Annotated in this window: 15 protein-coding genes and 1 riboswitch; of the genes, 7 read left to right on the top strand and 8 right to left on the bottom strand. The window is 71.0% G+C overall.

All coding sequences use genetic code 11. The features are described from left to right. Positions 1–24 precede the first annotated feature (24 nt). The 3 genes from ACFFR3_RS25575 (at position 25) to glyA (ending at position 3,942) form a co-directional block, all read left to right on the top strand. Positions 25–957 (top strand): YihY/virulence factor BrkB family protein, encoded by a 933-nt coding sequence (locus tag ACFFR3_RS25575; protein WP_345387230.1) that lies wholly within the window; start codon positions 25–27, stop codon positions 955–957. Positions 958–996: 39 nt separating this feature from the next. Then, positions 997–2,376: a serine/threonine-protein kinase gene (locus ACFFR3_RS25570; RefSeq protein WP_345387228.1), complete on the top strand. Its 1,380-nt coding sequence runs from the start codon at positions 997–999 to the stop codon at positions 2,374–2,376. Between the two features lie 208 nt (positions 2,377–2,584). After that, positions 2,585–2,667, top strand: a riboswitch (ZMP/ZTP riboswitch). A 24-nt stretch (positions 2,668–2,691) separates the two neighbouring features. Beyond that, positions 2,692–3,942 carry a serine hydroxymethyltransferase gene (gene glyA, locus ACFFR3_RS25565; protein WP_364363893.1) on the top strand — a complete coding sequence of 417 codons (1,251 nt, stop codon included), beginning with the start codon at positions 2,692–2,694 and terminating at the stop codon, positions 3,940–3,942. A 125-nt stretch (positions 3,943–4,067) separates the two neighbouring features. Here glyA and ACFFR3_RS25560 read toward each other — a convergent pair whose 3' ends face one another. Further along, the gene (locus tag ACFFR3_RS25560; RefSeq protein ID WP_364363895.1) at positions 4,068–4,799 is read right to left on the bottom strand and encodes an anti-sigma factor family protein; all 732 of its coding nucleotides are present in this window, start codon (positions 4,797–4,799) and stop codon (positions 4,068–4,070) included. Beyond that, positions 4,796–5,392: a sigma-70 family RNA polymerase sigma factor gene (locus ACFFR3_RS25555; RefSeq protein WP_446686056.1), complete on the bottom strand. Its 597-nt coding sequence runs from the start codon at positions 5,390–5,392 to the stop codon at positions 4,796–4,798. Before ACFFR3_RS25555 ends, ACFFR3_RS25560 begins: the two co-directional genes overlap by 4 nt. Positions 5,393–5,636: 244 nt before the next feature. Between ACFFR3_RS25555 and rsgA the strand changes: the two genes are divergently transcribed. After that, a complete protein-coding gene (rsgA, locus tag ACFFR3_RS25550) occupies positions 5,637–6,734 on the top strand; it encodes a ribosome small subunit-dependent GTPase A (protein WP_345387222.1) in 1,098 nt (365 codons plus the stop codon). Positions 6,735–6,876: 142 nt separating this feature from the next. Next, a complete protein-coding gene (locus ACFFR3_RS25545) occupies positions 6,877–7,533 on the top strand; it encodes a phosphoribosyltransferase (RefSeq protein ID WP_345387220.1) in 657 nt (218 codons plus the stop codon). Here the strand turns inward: ACFFR3_RS25545 and ACFFR3_RS25540 are convergent. Beyond that, positions 7,498–7,971: an ATP-binding protein gene (locus ACFFR3_RS25540; RefSeq protein WP_345387218.1), complete on the bottom strand. Its 474-nt coding sequence runs from the start codon at positions 7,969–7,971 to the stop codon at positions 7,498–7,500. The two genes, ACFFR3_RS25545 and ACFFR3_RS25540, sit on opposite strands and share 36 nt — an antisense overlap. A 188-nt stretch (positions 7,972–8,159) precedes the next feature. Here ACFFR3_RS25540 and ACFFR3_RS25535 point away from each other — a divergent pair, with 188 nt between their 5' ends. Next, positions 8,160–8,984 (top strand): Sco1979 family transcriptional regulator, encoded by an 825-nt coding sequence (locus ACFFR3_RS25535; RefSeq protein WP_345387216.1) that lies wholly within the window; start codon positions 8,160–8,162, stop codon positions 8,982–8,984. A gap of 133 nt (positions 8,985–9,117) precedes the next feature. Beyond that, positions 9,118–9,351: a DUF397 domain-containing protein gene (locus ACFFR3_RS25530; RefSeq protein ID WP_345387214.1), complete on the top strand. Its 234-nt coding sequence runs from the start codon at positions 9,118–9,120 to the stop codon at positions 9,349–9,351. A 29-nt stretch (positions 9,352–9,380) separates the two neighbouring features. Here ACFFR3_RS25530 and ACFFR3_RS25525 read toward each other — a convergent pair whose 3' ends face one another. The 5 genes from ACFFR3_RS25525 to ACFFR3_RS25505 form a co-directional block, all read right to left on the bottom strand. Continuing rightward, positions 9,381–10,034, bottom strand: a complete 654-nt coding sequence (locus ACFFR3_RS25525) for a hypothetical protein (RefSeq protein ID WP_345387212.1) — start codon at positions 10,032–10,034, stop codon at positions 9,381–9,383. A gap of 418 nt (positions 10,035–10,452) precedes the next feature. Beyond that, positions 10,453–10,764, bottom strand: a complete 312-nt coding sequence (locus ACFFR3_RS25520; RefSeq protein ID WP_080036407.1) for a WhiB family transcriptional regulator — start codon at positions 10,762–10,764, stop codon at positions 10,453–10,455. A gap of 100 nt (positions 10,765–10,864) precedes the next feature. Continuing rightward, a complete protein-coding gene (locus ACFFR3_RS25515; protein ID WP_364363908.1) occupies positions 10,865–11,710 on the bottom strand; it encodes a sucrase ferredoxin in 846 nt (281 codons plus the stop codon). A 125-nt stretch (positions 11,711–11,835) separates the two neighbouring features. After that, a complete protein-coding gene (locus ACFFR3_RS25510; protein ID WP_379483968.1) occupies positions 11,836–13,335 on the bottom strand; it encodes a glycerol-3-phosphate dehydrogenase/oxidase in 1,500 nt (499 codons plus the stop codon). Further along, on the bottom strand, positions 13,328–13,837 hold the full coding sequence (locus ACFFR3_RS25505; RefSeq protein ID WP_364363914.1) for a TetR/AcrR family transcriptional regulator: 510 nt from the start codon (positions 13,835–13,837) through the stop codon (positions 13,328–13,330). The genes ACFFR3_RS25510 and ACFFR3_RS25505 overlap by 8 nt, the downstream gene beginning before the upstream one ends. Positions 13,838–13,841: the final 4 nt, after the last annotated feature.

Raw genomic sequence — 13,841 nt, 5'->3', positions numbered from 1 at the left:
TCACTGCGAATACCGTTGGGTGCCATGACGTCCACCGAAGCCCCTCCCCGGCCCAAACGAGGGCTCGTCACCCATGCCAGGGCCAGGCTGAGCTGGGTGCTCGACACCAAGTCGTGGGCGATCGTGCGCGCCGCCACGAACGCCGGCGTCACCTACCGCGTCACCGGCTTGGCGGGCGAGGCCGCGTTCTTCGCGCTGCTGTCGCTGCCGCCGTTCGTGCTGGGGCTGATCGGCGTGCTGGGCAAGCTCGGCACGTGGCTCGGCCCCGGCGTCGTGGGCGAGGTGAAGGCGTGGGTGATCCAGCAGGCCGGCCTGCTGTTCACCGACGACGCGGTCAAAAAGGTCATCAACCCGCTCATCACCGACGTGCTCAGCGACGACGCGGGCAAGGTGTCGATCATCTCGCTGGGCTTCCTGCTGTCGCTGTGGTCGGGCTCGCGGGCGCTCTACGTCTACGTCGATCTCATCTCGGTGGCGTACGGGCTGGGGGAGGAGCGCGGCATCATCCGCACCCGCCTCATGTCGTTCGGCCTCTACGTCGTGGGCCTCATCATCGGCATCATCGTCATGCCGATCCTCGTCGTCGGCCCGACCCTCATCAGGGACGCGCTGCCCGCCGACTACGGCGTGCTCATCGACGTGCTCTACTGGCCGGTCGTCATCGCCGGCTCGGTGCTGTTCCTGACCGTGCTCTACCACGTCAGCGTGCCGGTGCGGACGAAGTGGTACCGCGAGCTGCCCGGGGCCATCCTGGCGTTGTTCCTGTGGATCGTCTGCGCGGCCGTGCTGCGCGAGGTGCTGGCCGCCTGGTTCTCGCCCGTCTCGGTCTACGGCTCGCTGGCCGCGCCCATCGCGCTGCTGCTGTGGCTCTACATCACCGCGCTGGCCGTGCTCATCGGCGCCATCCTGAACGCGGAGGTCGACCGGCTCTGGCCGGGCGTGGGCCGGGCGAAATAGCCGTTCCCTCCCCTTGATCCGTCCGGAATAATCCCCTCGATGGAGTCGCCACAGCGGGTCGGTCCCTACACCCTCATCAGGAAGCTCGGCGAGGGCGGCATGGGCGTCGTGCACCTCGCCCATGATCCGGCGGGCCGTCCTGTCGCGCTCAAGACGATGCGCGCGGACCTCGCCGGGCAGGAGGAGTTCAGGCGCAGGTTCGGCAAGGAGAGCGAGGCGGCGCGGCGGGTCGCGAGGTTCTGCACCGCGCCCGTGCTCGACGCCGGGTTCCACGACGGCGTCGCCTGCCTGGTCACCGAATACGTCGAGGGTCCCGACCTGTCGTCCGTGGTCGCGCGGGCCCCGCTGGCCGGCTCGAACCTGGAGGCGCTGGCTGTGGGCGTGGCCACCGCGCTGGCCGCCATCCACGCCGCCGGGGTCGTGCACCGCGACCTCAAGCCGTCCAACGTGCTGCTCAGCCCGCTCGGGCCGCGGGTCATCGACTTCGGCATCGCGCAGCTCGCCGACGCGCCGGGCGCGGTGGCGACGGTCGCGCGGTCGATGGGGACGCCCGCGTACATGTCTCCCGAGCAGGCCAGGGGCGAGCACGTCACGCCCGCGAGCGACGTGTTCTCCTGGGGCTCGCTGGTCGCGTACGCGGGCACCGGCAGGCCGCCCTTCGGCACCGGCGGCGTCCCCGAGGTCGTCTACCGGGTGATCAACCACGCGCCCGTGCTGGACGGGCTCGACGAGCGGGTCCGCCCGCTGGTCGAGCGGGCGCTGGCCAAGGACCCGGCCCGCCGCCCGACCGCCCAGCAGCTCATCGACACGCTGCTCGGCCGCCCGCAGGTGCCGGTGGCCGCGGCCACCCAGGCCGTGTCGGAGACCTGGACGCCGGTGGTCGTCCCGCCCGCGGGACCGCCTCAGCCGCGCGAACCGGCCGCCTCAAGGCGGCTCTGGGCGACGGTCGCCGTGGGCGTGCTCGCGGCCGTCCTGGGCGCGGCCGTCACGCTCGCCGTCGTACGTCCCTGGGAGCGCCCTGACGGCCGGGAGACGGTCACCACGGTCGAGGCGCTCGGCACCACGTTCGAGGTCAGGATCGACTCCCTGGTGCGCCAGGGCCGCGCCGCCCGCCTGCAGTGGACGGTCAGGAACGTGGGGAAGGAGAACGCGCCCCTCTACAACAAGTTCGGCAGGGGCGCGCTCGACCGCACGGTGTCGCAGGTGAGCCTCATCCCGCCGGGCGTCGGCGACGCGCTCTATCCGGCCGTGGACGGCGGCGCGTGCAGGTGCGCCTCGCTCCCGACGGCGCCGTTCAACGGCGGCGACCGGCTCCAGCTGTGGGCCGTCTACGAGGGCCTGCCCGAGGACGCCGACCGGGTGGACGTCAGCCTGGGGCCGCTCGGCCTCATCAAGGACGTGGCGGTCGAGCAGGCATGATCCCGCGTTCCGCGGTCAGGGATCCGGTCGCGCTCGGCGTGGGGGAGCTCACCGAGTCCAACGCCTACAGCCTGGAGGGCACCTTCGCCGTCTTCCGCAGCGTGCCCAAGACCGCCACCACGGCCGACCTGGACATGCAGAACCTTCGGGCACGACGCCAACGTGATGATCACGAAGGAATAAGCCCTCGTCACATCCGCTATCGTCTAGGGCGAGACGCGACTGGCGCATCAGGTGGGAACGACCACCAGGGAGCGAAAGGAGCGGAGGCCGTGCGCCTGGGTCTTCGCAGATCGTCAAGATGACAGGAGAGTCATGGGTTCTCTCGCTAGCGTCGACCCGCAGATCGCCCAGCTCATCCAGGCGGAGGAGCGGCGCCAGGCCGACACCGTCAAGCTGATCGCGTCCGAGAACTACGTGTCCAAGGCCGTGCTCGAGGCCACCGGCACGGTGCTGACCAACAAATACTCCGAGGGCTACGCCGGCAAGCGCTACTACGAGGGCCAGCAGGTCATCGACCAGGTCGAGACCCTGGCCATCGAGCGCGCCAAGTCGCTCTTCGGCGTCAACCACGCCAACGTCCAGCCCTACTCAGGCTCGCCCGCCAACCTCGCCGTCTACATGGCCTTCCTGCAGCCCGGCGACACCGTGATGGGCATGGGCCTGCCGTTCGGCGGCCACCTCACCCACGGCTGGTCGGTCTCGGCCACCGGCAAGTGGTTCAACCCGGTCCGCTACGGCGTGCGCCAGGACACCGGCCGCATCGACCTCGACGAGGTCCGGCAGCTCGCGCTCGAGCACCGGCCGAAGCTGATCTTCTGCGGCGGCACCGCCATCCCGCGCACCATCGACTTCGAGGGCTTCGCCTCGATCGCCCGCGAGGTCGGCGCCGTGCTCGCGGCCGACATCGCCCACATCGCGGGCCTGGTCGCGGGCGGCGCCCACCCGTCGCCGGTCGGCCACGCCGACGTGATCTCCACGACCACGCACAAGACGCTGCGCGGCCCGCGCGGCGCGATGCTCATGGCCACGACCGACGAGCACGCCACCGCGCTCAACAAGGCCGTCTTCCCCGGCCTGCAGGGCGGCCCCCACAACCACACCACCGCCGCCATCGCGGTCGCGCTGCACGAGGCCGCCCAGCCCGCCTTCCGCGACTACGCGCACCAGATCGTGCGCAACGCCAAGGCGCTCGCGGAAGAGCTGTCCTCGCGCGGCTTCGACCTCGTCTCCGGCGGCACCGACAACCACCTCATCCTGCTCGACCTGACGCCCAAGGGCATCGGCGGCAAGCCGGCCGCGCAGGCGCTCGACCGCGCCGGCCTCGAGACCAACTACAACACGGTGCCGTTCGACCCGCGCAAGCCGTTCGACCCGTCCGGCATCCGCATCGGCACCCCGTCCGTCACCTCGCGCGGCATGGGCGAGCACGAGATGCGGCAGATCGGCGCCTGGATCGACGAGGTCGTCACGGCCGTGGCCAAGGGCGACGCCGAAGACGTCATCACCCGCGTGCACCACGAGGTCACCGAGCTGACCTCGCAGTTCCCCGCCCCCGGCCTGTAAGACCGGCCGGACGGCGAAGCGCCCCGCCGCACGGGCTCCGTGCGCGGCGGGGCGCTGTCGCGAGCGGGGCCGGCCGGAGTGCCCCGTCGATCATGGGTGGTACGTACGGCTTGTGGCGCGGCCGTTCAGGCCGGGATGGTGAGCAACCGCTTGCCCCCCGAGGTGACCACCTCGAAGTGGTCGATGTCCTTGAGCTGCGTAGCGCTGCCCCCGTGCATGTAGAGCGGGTCCGGTGACCCCGGCACTCCGTACCCGGCTGGAGGTACGGACCACCCGGTCATCACCCTGCGCTCGCCCGACTTGGCGACCGAGACCAGCTCGCACTGCAGCGGCCCCTTCACCCCCGCGAGCTTCAGCGCCGCGTGCGTGCCCCACCCCTTCGACTCCACCACCAGCCCCCCGGTGACGCCGTCGACCCCCTCGCCCTGCATCGGCCGGCCCTCGGCGTAGAACTGCTCCGCCGGGCCCATGTTGGTGCCCATGCGACCGCCCTGGCCCTGCGCGAGCGGCGCCGCGTCGCCCGCGTCGAGCTGGGTGCCGATCGTCAGCCCCCCGGCGACCAGCGTGACCGCCGCCGCCATGCCGATCAGGAACGTCCCCCTGCGCGCCCGCCGGTCGGCCGCCTTCTTGCGCCGCAGCAGGCCCACCACGTCGTCCTGGCGGTCACCGGAAGGGGGGTAGGGGTCCTCGACGGGGCCGATGCCGTTGAGCACGTTCGCCACGCCGGACAGCTCGTGCAGCTCGTACCGGCAGGAGTTGCAGCCCAGCAGGTGGGCCTCGAACGCCAGCCGGTCGTCCTCGTCCAGCAGCCCGAGCGCGTACGCGCCGACGTCGGTGTGCTCGACTCTCGAAGTCACGCCGTCACCCCCCTCTCCTCCAGTGCGATGCGGAGCGCGCGGACGGCGTAGTAGACGCGGGACTTCACGGTGCCCACGGGGATGCCGAGGGCGGCGGCCGCGTCGTTGACCGACCGGTCCCGCAGGATCGTCTCGTTGAGGATCTCGCGATGTGCCGGCGACAACGCCTTCAGCGCCTCGGACACGACCACCTGATGCAGCAGTCCCTCCATCTCGTCGGGCACGGGCAGGCTCTCCAGCGGTGCGGCGCCCGACTCCTGGGGGCGGGCGTCCCTCCGCCGCCGGTCATCGATCACGATACGTCTGGCGACCGTGGCGAGCCAGGGCATCAGCGAGACCGCGTCGGGATCGAGCCGCTCCGCACTGCGCCACGCCCTGATCATCGTTTCCTGCACCACGTCTTCCGCCCACTGCCGATCGCCCGCGGTCAGCCGGATCACGAAGGCCAGCAGCGGCCTGTGGTATTCCCGGTAGAGCGCGGACACGACCACCTCGTCGTCCGGGCGTACGCGCCCGATCCAGTGGCGTAAGCGCGGCTTGCCCAACGGGGCGGCTCCCTCGGCCGAGGGCGGGGGATACGTGCTGGTTCGCATGCTTCCCCTTTCTCAGTCCGTCGGCAGGTGGTACGGCCGGCCGCCCTGACACGGTTCAACGAACGCCGGAAGATAATGCGATTGCATGGCCGGGGAGCACGTGCGTAGAGTCAGCTCGGCAACCGATCGAGGAGGTGAGGACTATGCGGGTCACCGTCTTCCGCCTGCCTTCAGTCCACCTCCGGGCGCTCGCCTGAGCAGCCCCGTTCTCTCTTTCACCTTCTCGATCAAAGGTTTCACTGCGTTGTCTTACGATCTTTCTTCCTTCGGCTGGACCGACCTGCGCGCCGCCGATCTGCCTGACGGCACCGTCCCTGCCCGGGTCTCCCGGGTCGACCGCGGCGCCGCCGAGGTGATCGCCGCCGACGGGCAGCACCACGTCCGCTACGGCGCCCGTGTCCGCCGCGCCTCGGCCGCCGACCCCGTCGCGCTGCCCTGCGTCGGCGACTGGGTGGCGCTCACCTGGCTGCCCGAGGGCCGCTACGAGCTCGACGAGGTGCTGCCGCGCACGACCGCGTTCGTGCGGGGCGGCGTCAGCCGCGACTCCGTCGGCGGCCTGTCCGGCGACGGTCAGGGCCAGGTGCTCGCCGCCAACGTCGACATCGTCTTCGTGGCCGAGCCGTCCATGCACTCCACCGACTTCGCCGACCTCGGCCGCATCGAGCGCCTGGTCGCGCTGGCGTGGGAGTCGGGCGGCACGCCCGTCGTGCTCGTCACCAAGTCCGACCTGTTCGAGGACGGCCTCGACGACCTGGTCGCCGACGTCCGGGCGGCCGCGCCGGGGGTGGCCGTGCACGCCGTGTCCTCCCTGCTGGGCGACGGCGTCGAGCTGGCCCGCGGTTACCTCGAAGGCTCGCGCACCGCCGTCATCCTCGGGCCTTCAGGAGCCGGCAAGTCCACGCTCGTCAACGCGCTGGCGGGTGACGGGGTCATGGAGACCCAGCAGGTACGCGCCGCCGACGGCCGCGGCCGGCACACCACCGTCCACCGCGAGCTGATCCCGCTGCCCGGCGGCGGGCTGGTCATCGACACGCCGGGCATCCGGCGGGTCGGCCTCTACGACATCGGGGAGGGCGTCGATCGCGTCTTCTCCGACATCGAGGACCTGGCCGCCGAGTGCCGCTTCGGCGACTGCGGCCACGACGGCGAGCCCGGCTGCGCCGTCCTGGCCGCCCTGGAACGCGGCGACCTGCCGGAACGCCGCCTGCAGAGCTGGCGCAAACTGCAGCGCGAGGCGGTGTGGATGGCGTCGAGGACGGACGCGCGGCTGCGCAAGGAGCAGCAGAACAAGTGGAAGATCATCCACAAGGAGATGCGCCGCTCCGGCCGCAACCGCCCCTGACCGCAACACACCCGCCGCCCATGCGCTGGTCGTCGGCTGGGGCGGCGGAGCGTCGCGCCGCACCCCCGCCCCTGCGTGTGCGGTCTCTTCCCGTCATCTCTCCTCAAGGGGAGGGGTGGCGGGGAGGGGGTAGGGGCAGGGCATGGTGTTCGCAGATCGGGCGCAGGCGGGGGAGCTGCTCGCGGAGCGGCTGCAGGGCGCGCGTGATCCCGTGATCCTCGCGCTGCCCCGGGGCGGGGTGGCCGTGGCGGCGCCGATCGCGCGCCGCCTGCGTGCGCCGCTCGACGTGCTGGTGACCAGGAAGATCGGCTATCCGCCGTCTCCCGAGCTGGGGGTGGGCGCGGTGGCCGAGGGCGGCGAGCCGGTGTTCCACCGCGAGCTGCTGCGGCGGCTCGGCATGACACCCGAGTCGGTCGCGGACGTGGTGGAGCGGGAGCGGCGGGAGCTGGCCAGGAGGGTAAGCGCCTACCGGGGCGACCGGCCGCTGCCCGAGCTGGCGGGCCGTGAGGTGATCGTGGTGGACGACGGCCTGGCCACCGGCGGCACCGCGCGGGCCGCGCTCAGGGCGGTCAATGCGGCCAAGCCCGCCAAGGTCACCCTGGCGGTCCCGGTGGGGTCGCCGGACACGGTGGCGTCGATGCGCGGCGAGGCCGACGAGGTGGTGGTGCTGGCGACGCCGGTCGACTTCCGCGCGGTCGGCCAGTGGTACGAGCATTTCGAGCAGCTCGACGACGACGACGTGCTGGACCTGCTCGACGCCGCGTCAGCTGGTGATGACGGCCCAGACGAGCTTGCGTGAGCCGCCGGCCGACAACCAGCCCCACGCCGAGCAGAGGGCGTCGACGAGCCGAAGCCCTCGCCCGTACTCGGAGAAGACGTCGGGCGCCGCCGCGACCGGCACCGTACGGCTGTGGTCGGTGACGACGCAGGCGAGCTCGGCCTCGTGGGACAGCAACCGGAGCTGCGCGGCGCCGCCGCCATGACGGATCGCGTTGGTCACCAGCTCCGACACCACCAGCTGCATGTCGAAGGCGGCTTCGAGCGCGCCCCAGGTGCCGAGCGTCTGGTCGACGAAGCGCCGGGCGGTGGCCACGCACGCGGGCTCCACCGCCGAGCGATGCTGAAAGGGGAAGACGGCGTCGCACGCGCCGGGCCGCCCCTCGACCAGGATGGACGAGAGCCATGCCGGCGGCCGGGAACCGATGGCGGCTTGCGGCCGAGCGTCGAAAGTCGTCATCCTGGCCCCCGAAGCGCGGTCTGGTGATCCAATACCCATCTTTACGGCCAGTGCTTACCGATGCAAGACTTTTCGTAGTTTACGGATGCGAATCGCATCTGCACGTGCAGGAGAGTCCGAGGAGCGGTGGAGTGAGCGCGGAGAGCACAGAGGGGAAGCTTCTCAGCCATGCGCCGGGAAGCCCTACGGTGCTGCGGATCCTGCTGGGGACCCAGCTGCGCAGGCTCCGCACGCAGCAGGGTATCTCGCGGGAGGACGCCGGGTACTCGATTCGCGCATCTCATGCAAAGATCAGCCGATTGGAGCTGGGACAGGTCAGTTTCAAGCAGCGTGACGTGGCCGACCTGCTCACCCTGTACGGCGTCACCGACCCGGCCGAACGCGAGCCGCTGCTGGCCCTGGCCAAGCAGGCCAACGCCCCCGGCTGGTGGCACAAGTACGGCGACTTGCTGCCCGCCTGGTTCGAGGTCTACATCGGCCTGGAGGGCGCCGCCTCCAGCATCCGCACCTACGAGAACCAGTTCGTCCCCGGCCTGCTGCAGACCCCCGAGTACGCCAGGGCGGTGATCGAGCTGGCGCACGAGAAGGCGCCGAGGCACGAGCTCGACCGCCGGGTGACGCTGCGGATGACCCGGCAGAAGCGGCTGGAGAGCGGGCTGACCCTCTGGGCGGTGATCGACGAGGCCGTCGTGCGCCGCATGCTGGGCGGGCGCGAGGTCATGTGCGCGCAGATCGCCCACCTGCTCGACATCACCGCCGAGCGCAACGTCACCGTGCAGGTGATGCCGTTCGAGCGGGGCGGGCACGCCGCGGCCGGCGGCGCGTTCAGCATCCTGCGCTTCCCCGAGCGCGAGCTGCCCGACGTCGTCTACATGGAGCAGCTCACCAGCGCCCTCTACCTGGACAAGCCGCAGGACTCCGACCACTACATGGAGGTCATGGACCGGCTGAGCATCCAGGCCGAGGAGCCGAGGGCCACCAGGCGCTTCCTGGAGCGGCTGCTCTCCGACTGACTCACATATCCCTGTGATCCACTCCATATAGGGATTTTTGGTCGTCCGCTATATGGAGCTTCTCGTGTTGCCGTATTGTCACCTCGCAAACGCGGATGCACGTGCATCCGTAAGATCGCGAGGAGCTGCCCCCATGCAAGAGTTCCGGAACGGAACGCCCGCCGGCCGCCTTCCCGTTGTCTGGCGCAAGAGCAGGCGGAGCAACCCCAACGGCAACTGCGTCGAGGTCGCGAACCTGCCCACGGGGGAGATCGCCATGCGCAACTCGCGCTTTCCCGACGGTCCCGCGCTTGTCTACACGCCGGCCGAGATCACCGCGTTCGTCCTGGGAGCCAAGGACGGCGAGTTCGACGACCTGATCGTCTGACACCTCCGGCCGTCACAGCCGCTTTTCGGTCAGGCGGTTTCTGAGGGCGGCACGTTGTGCCAGCGCCACCGCGTCAGGCGCGGCCGACCGGGAAGGTCGCCGCGTCCCGTCGCCCAGAGCAGGGTGGCCCAGGAGTCGCCGCCGGCCGGGGCGTCGGGGAAGAGGCGGTCGAGAACGCGCGCGCAGACATCGGCGGGCGGTGTCCATGCCAGGCCCAGCCCCTGCGCGAGGTCGTGCACGTGCACGAGGGTCTCCACCAAGCCCATCGCGGCCGCCGCCGAAGCGTCGGCGGGGCCGAAGATGTGATGCGCGCGGGCCTGTGGCGGCGCGGTGCGCACCACCGCGACGAGCAGCGCGCCGCTGCTCTGCACCACCTGAAGCAGCCCGGTGACGCCGGCCGCGCGGTCGGCGTGCACGCTGTTGCGCGGGCCGCCGGGCCTGCGGCTCTCGCCGGTGAACGGCACATAGACGTCGAGCGGCGGCACGGTCAGCCCGAGCTGCACGGCGTAGGCGAACAGATCGTCGGCCAGGTGCTCGGCCGTCTCCCAGCACGTCCATTCGAGCGAGCCCGCTCTGCCCTCCCAGGCGGCGGGCTCGTCGGCGTGCGCGAGCGTATGGACGGCCTGCGCCACGACGTCTTGCAGATCGTCGGCCCAGGCGGAGGCGTTATGCGAAGTCGGCATGGCCGCGAGAGTATCGGTGACGCACGGCGGATGATGCCATGAGCAGGCAGGGTTATGCGGGGGAAGATGCTGGATTGGGGCAGTGACGAAAAATGTCGGAAGCGTCGGCTAACGTGCCATCCGTGAGGACAGGGACACGAGAGGGGCGCCGACACGCATGAGAGTCCGCAGGGGCCGTGCACCACGGAGACCCCGCTCCTGCGCGCAGGGCGGGACCGGCGGACATGAGGCGTCTCCTGCCGCGGCTGGCATCCGCGGTCAGGAAAGAGGACATCCCCCCGCCCGATGGCGAAGGGATGCTGGTGGCCTGATCAGGCAGTTGTCCCGACCGGGTTCGCCAGAGCCTGGGCATGGGATGCCAGGCTCCGGTTCATCGGGACAACTGCGTGATCACGCGATGATGGCTGCCGGGTGTGTGTCAGGCGGCGGAGATGCCGGCGCTGGCCGCGCGGCGCATACGACGGCGACGCTCGCTCGCGCGCTCGTCTTCGTTGAGACCGCCCCACGTGCCGTACTTCTCGGGCCGGGACAGCGCGTAGTCAAGGCACTCGTTGCGGACAGGGCACTGGGCGCAGATCGCCTTGGCCTTCCGCTCTCGTACGTCACGCTCGGGCTGCCGCTCCCCATCGGGGCCGAAGAAGAGCACGAGGTCCTCACCCCGGCACGCGGCATCATCCTGCCAACCCCAGCTGGGGCGCGGGCGGGCGAGCTGCCGACGTACCTGAGACATGAGAAAACCACCTTCGTGAGAGGTATTTCGGGATTTGAGCCGCATTGGACGCTTTTGGCGTCACTGTTCCAACGCAACCTTGGGCCGTGATGTTCCCTGATCAGGCGAGGGCGAGCGTGGCGTACCGTACAGGCGTGAGCCTGTCCAGCGAAACCAGCCGGTAGGTGGTGATCGTCTCGGCACAAGCCGTACCACACGGCGCGGTGAACGCCGATGGTTCGATCACAACCTGGAGCCGGACGTCACCGCAGCGCACGATGGCTTCAGTGACGTCGCCGTCCATCCTGGAGGATTCCACGGCCACCGCGCCGACGGAGCGCTCTCCCGTATGGGCTCGGGCGAAGTGCTCGACGGCCTGCAATGGCTCAGGGATGCCTGCGCGTCCCCGGAAACGGTCGAGGATGACCTCGCCCGACCGGTACGCGTTAGCCGCTGCCAGTGCAGCAGCCTGAGACATGCTGCCGTAGAAAATTCCGTGTGGCAAGCACACGAGGTTGGCGGCGTAGCGATCGCCGCCAACGTGTGACGTTTCCCACACTCTGTCCGGCAGTTTTTCGGCCAGGGACCGAGCGAGGGGTAGTCCAATGCGGGCGCAGCACGCATTGCGCTTGGCGTGCGTGCAGACCAGAAATACCGGCTCGTCTTCAAGTATGCAGGACTCGGGGACCACTCCGGCCACCAGCGCGTCCAGGTCAAGATCGTCAGGACCTGCGATGACGCCTGACGCGAGCCATGGGCGCTCGCCTGCGGCGTAGCCCACTAGCACACGGATTCCCTGCTCCCGCTGGCGGGTCCGCCTCCCGGGGCGGCGGATCAGCTGGGGCCTGATACCGCGTTCGAGCGCTCTGCGGACGAGTTCCGAGATTTCTTGAGGAAGTTCGAAGTTTTCCAGGCGCGAGGGCCAGGTTCCGGTGTATTCGACGAGCAGCCACAGTCTGGCGCCCACCGTGGCACTGGCCAGAGTGGGCACCTCCCCGGTGTGGCACCCGGCCGGATGCTCGCAGCCCCTTGCCAACTTCCCTACCCCTTCCGAACCGACTTAGGTAAGACTAACCTAACGGTTCGAAGGGGCTATCCGCGGGAGGCCCGGTCCGCTATCTCCCGTGTCGTCGGCAGTGCCCGTTCTCTGTCCTGTGCCACGAGGCCGATCCTGGTGCGGCGGTCGAGCAGGTCGCCCTCGTCGAGCGCGCCCTCGTGCAGCACCGACCAGAGCAGGTCGCCGGCCGTCAGGCCCAGCCCGACCTCCTCCGGGTGCGTCTTGACCAGCTCATACGCGGCCCCCGCCTCGGCGCCGTACCGCTCGGCCAGCCGGGGCGGCACCTTCTGCGGTCGTGCCCCGGCGCCCACGAGGGGGATCCGCCGCGTACGGCACCGGCGGGCCTTCAGGTTCGCGTGCGAGACCGCCTCATCCACCGCGTCCTCCGCCATCCGCCGATATGTCGTCAGCTTCCCACCCACGACGGTCACCACGCCGTCGCCGGTGACCACCGCGTGCCGGCGCGACAGGTCGGACGTCCTGCCGTCGGCCGCCAGAAGGGGCCTGAGGCCCGCGTACGCGCCCGCGACCGCCTCTCTGGTCACCGGAGTCTCAAGCGCCCCGTTGAGCACGCTCAGCAGCGTTCTGACGTCCTCCTCGGGCGCCTCGGGGACGTCGGGCACCGGCCCGTCCACCGGCTCGTCGGTGAGCCCGACGTACGTGCGGCCGTCGGGCTGGGGGAGCACCAGCGCGAACCGGTTGCTCTCGCCGGGCAGCGGCAGGTGCAGGCCCGCGATCAGGCCAGGCAGGGCGCCGGGCGCGAGCACGAGGTGGGTGCCGCGCGACGGGCGCAGGCGGACGCGGTCGTCGAGGCCGCCCGCCCACACGCCGGTGGCGTTGACCACCACCCGCGCGCGGATCGTGAACTCCTCGCCGGTCAGCTCGTCGCGCACCTCCGCGCCGCTGCCGGTGAGGCGCAGGGCGCGGCAGCGGGTCAGCACGCGCGCCCCGTGGCCTGCGGCGGTCCGCGCGATGGCCACGACCAGGCGGGCGTCGTCGAGCAGCCGCCCGTCCCACGACAGCAGGCCGCCGCGCAGCCCGCCGTCGTCGCGCAGGACCGGCGCGAGCGTGTGGGCGCGGGCCGCGCTGAGCCGGGCGGGGCCGGGGAGCAGGCGGCGGGGCGTGCGGGCGGCGGCGCGCAGCGCGTCGCCGAGCCGGTAGCCGGTCATCACCAGCGCGGCCTGCCGGCGGGAGACGTCCTTGGTCAGCGGCAGCACGTACGGGTGCGCCCTGGCCAGGTGCGGGGCGGTCCTCCTGAGCAGGATGCCGCGCTCGACCGCGCTCTCGTACGCGACGTCCACCTGCCCCTTGGCCAGGTAGCGCAGGCCGCCGTGCACCATCTTGGAGCTCCACCTGGAGGTGCCGAAAGCGAGGTCGTGCGCGTCGATCGCCGCTACGCTCAACCCCCGGGACGCGGCGTCCAGCGCGGCGCCCGCGCCCGTCGCGCCCAGTCCCACGACCAGCACGTCCAGCCGTTCCTCCGCGACCTCGCGCAACTCGCGGGAGCGTCTGGCGGCGTTCAGCGAGCTATCCAAAGTAGGCCTCCAGCAGCGCGGCGAGCTCGGCGTCGAGCTCGTCCATGGTCACGGGGTCGAGCATGGTCGGCGCGGACAGCAGGAACGACTGCGCCACCAGCAGCACCGCGCGCGCCCTGCGCGGGCCGCCGGCCACCGGCTCGAGCACCTCCAGCACGGCCTCGTGGCTGGCGCCGCGCCGGTCGAGCAGGTACGGCAGCAGGAGCTCGGGGTCCGCTTCCACGATCTTGCGCCACAGCGGGTGCTCGCGCAGCCCCCTGACCCCCGACACCACCGCGCGCACCGGGTCGGACAGGTCGAGCTCCGACACCACCCGTACCCACTCCCTGGTCATGAGATCGGCGACCAGCGTGCGCACGTCGGGCCAGCGACGGTAGATCGTCATCCGCGAGACGCCCGCCCGGCGTGCCACGTCGGTGAGCGTCGTCCTGCGCACCCCATAAGCGAGCACGCAGTCGCGGGCCGCATCCAGCACGTCGTCATTGTGACGATTCGACGTCATGTGT

The sequence above is a fragment of the Nonomuraea salmonea genome (assembly GCF_042428605.1).
Taxonomy (GTDB): domain Bacteria; phylum Actinomycetota; class Actinomycetes; order Streptosporangiales; family Streptosporangiaceae; genus Nonomuraea; species Nonomuraea salmonea.
Note: the sequence above shows the minus strand (reverse complement) of the source record. Positions and strands in the feature narration are given on the sequence as shown.

Bases quoted from the DNA above. Each gene is read 5' to 3' on its own strand.
- ACFFR3_RS25555 (WP_446686056.1), bottom strand. From the start codon at position 5,392: ATGCGAACCAGCACGTATCCCCCGCCCTCGGCCGAGGGAGCCGCCCCG.
- ACFFR3_RS25530 (WP_345387214.1), top strand. From the start codon at position 9,118: ATGCAAGAGTTCCGGAACGGAACGCCCGCCGGCCGCCTTCCCGTTGTC.
- ACFFR3_RS25505 (WP_364363914.1), bottom strand. From the start codon at position 13,837: ATGACGTCGAATCGTCACAATGACGACGTGCTGGATGCGGCCCGCGAC.
- glyA (WP_364363893.1), top strand. From the start codon at position 2,692: ATGGGTTCTCTCGCTAGCGTCGACCCGCAGATCGCCCAGCTCATCCAG.
- ACFFR3_RS25575 (WP_345387230.1), top strand. From the start codon at position 25: ATGACGTCCACCGAAGCCCCTCCCCGGCCCAAACGAGGGCTCGTCACC.
- ACFFR3_RS25525 (WP_345387212.1), bottom strand. From the start codon at position 10,034: ATGCCGACTTCGCATAACGCCTCCGCCTGGGCCGACGATCTGCAAGAC.
- ACFFR3_RS25520 (WP_080036407.1), bottom strand. From the start codon at position 10,764: ATGTCTCAGGTACGTCGGCAGCTCGCCCGCCCGCGCCCCAGCTGGGGT.
- ACFFR3_RS25545 (WP_345387220.1), top strand. From the start codon at position 6,877: ATGGTGTTCGCAGATCGGGCGCAGGCGGGGGAGCTGCTCGCGGAGCGG.
- ACFFR3_RS25540 (WP_345387218.1), bottom strand. From the start codon at position 7,971: ATGACGACTTTCGACGCTCGGCCGCAAGCCGCCATCGGTTCCCGGCCG.
- ACFFR3_RS25570 (WP_345387228.1), top strand. From the start codon at position 997: ATGGAGTCGCCACAGCGGGTCGGTCCCTACACCCTCATCAGGAAGCTC.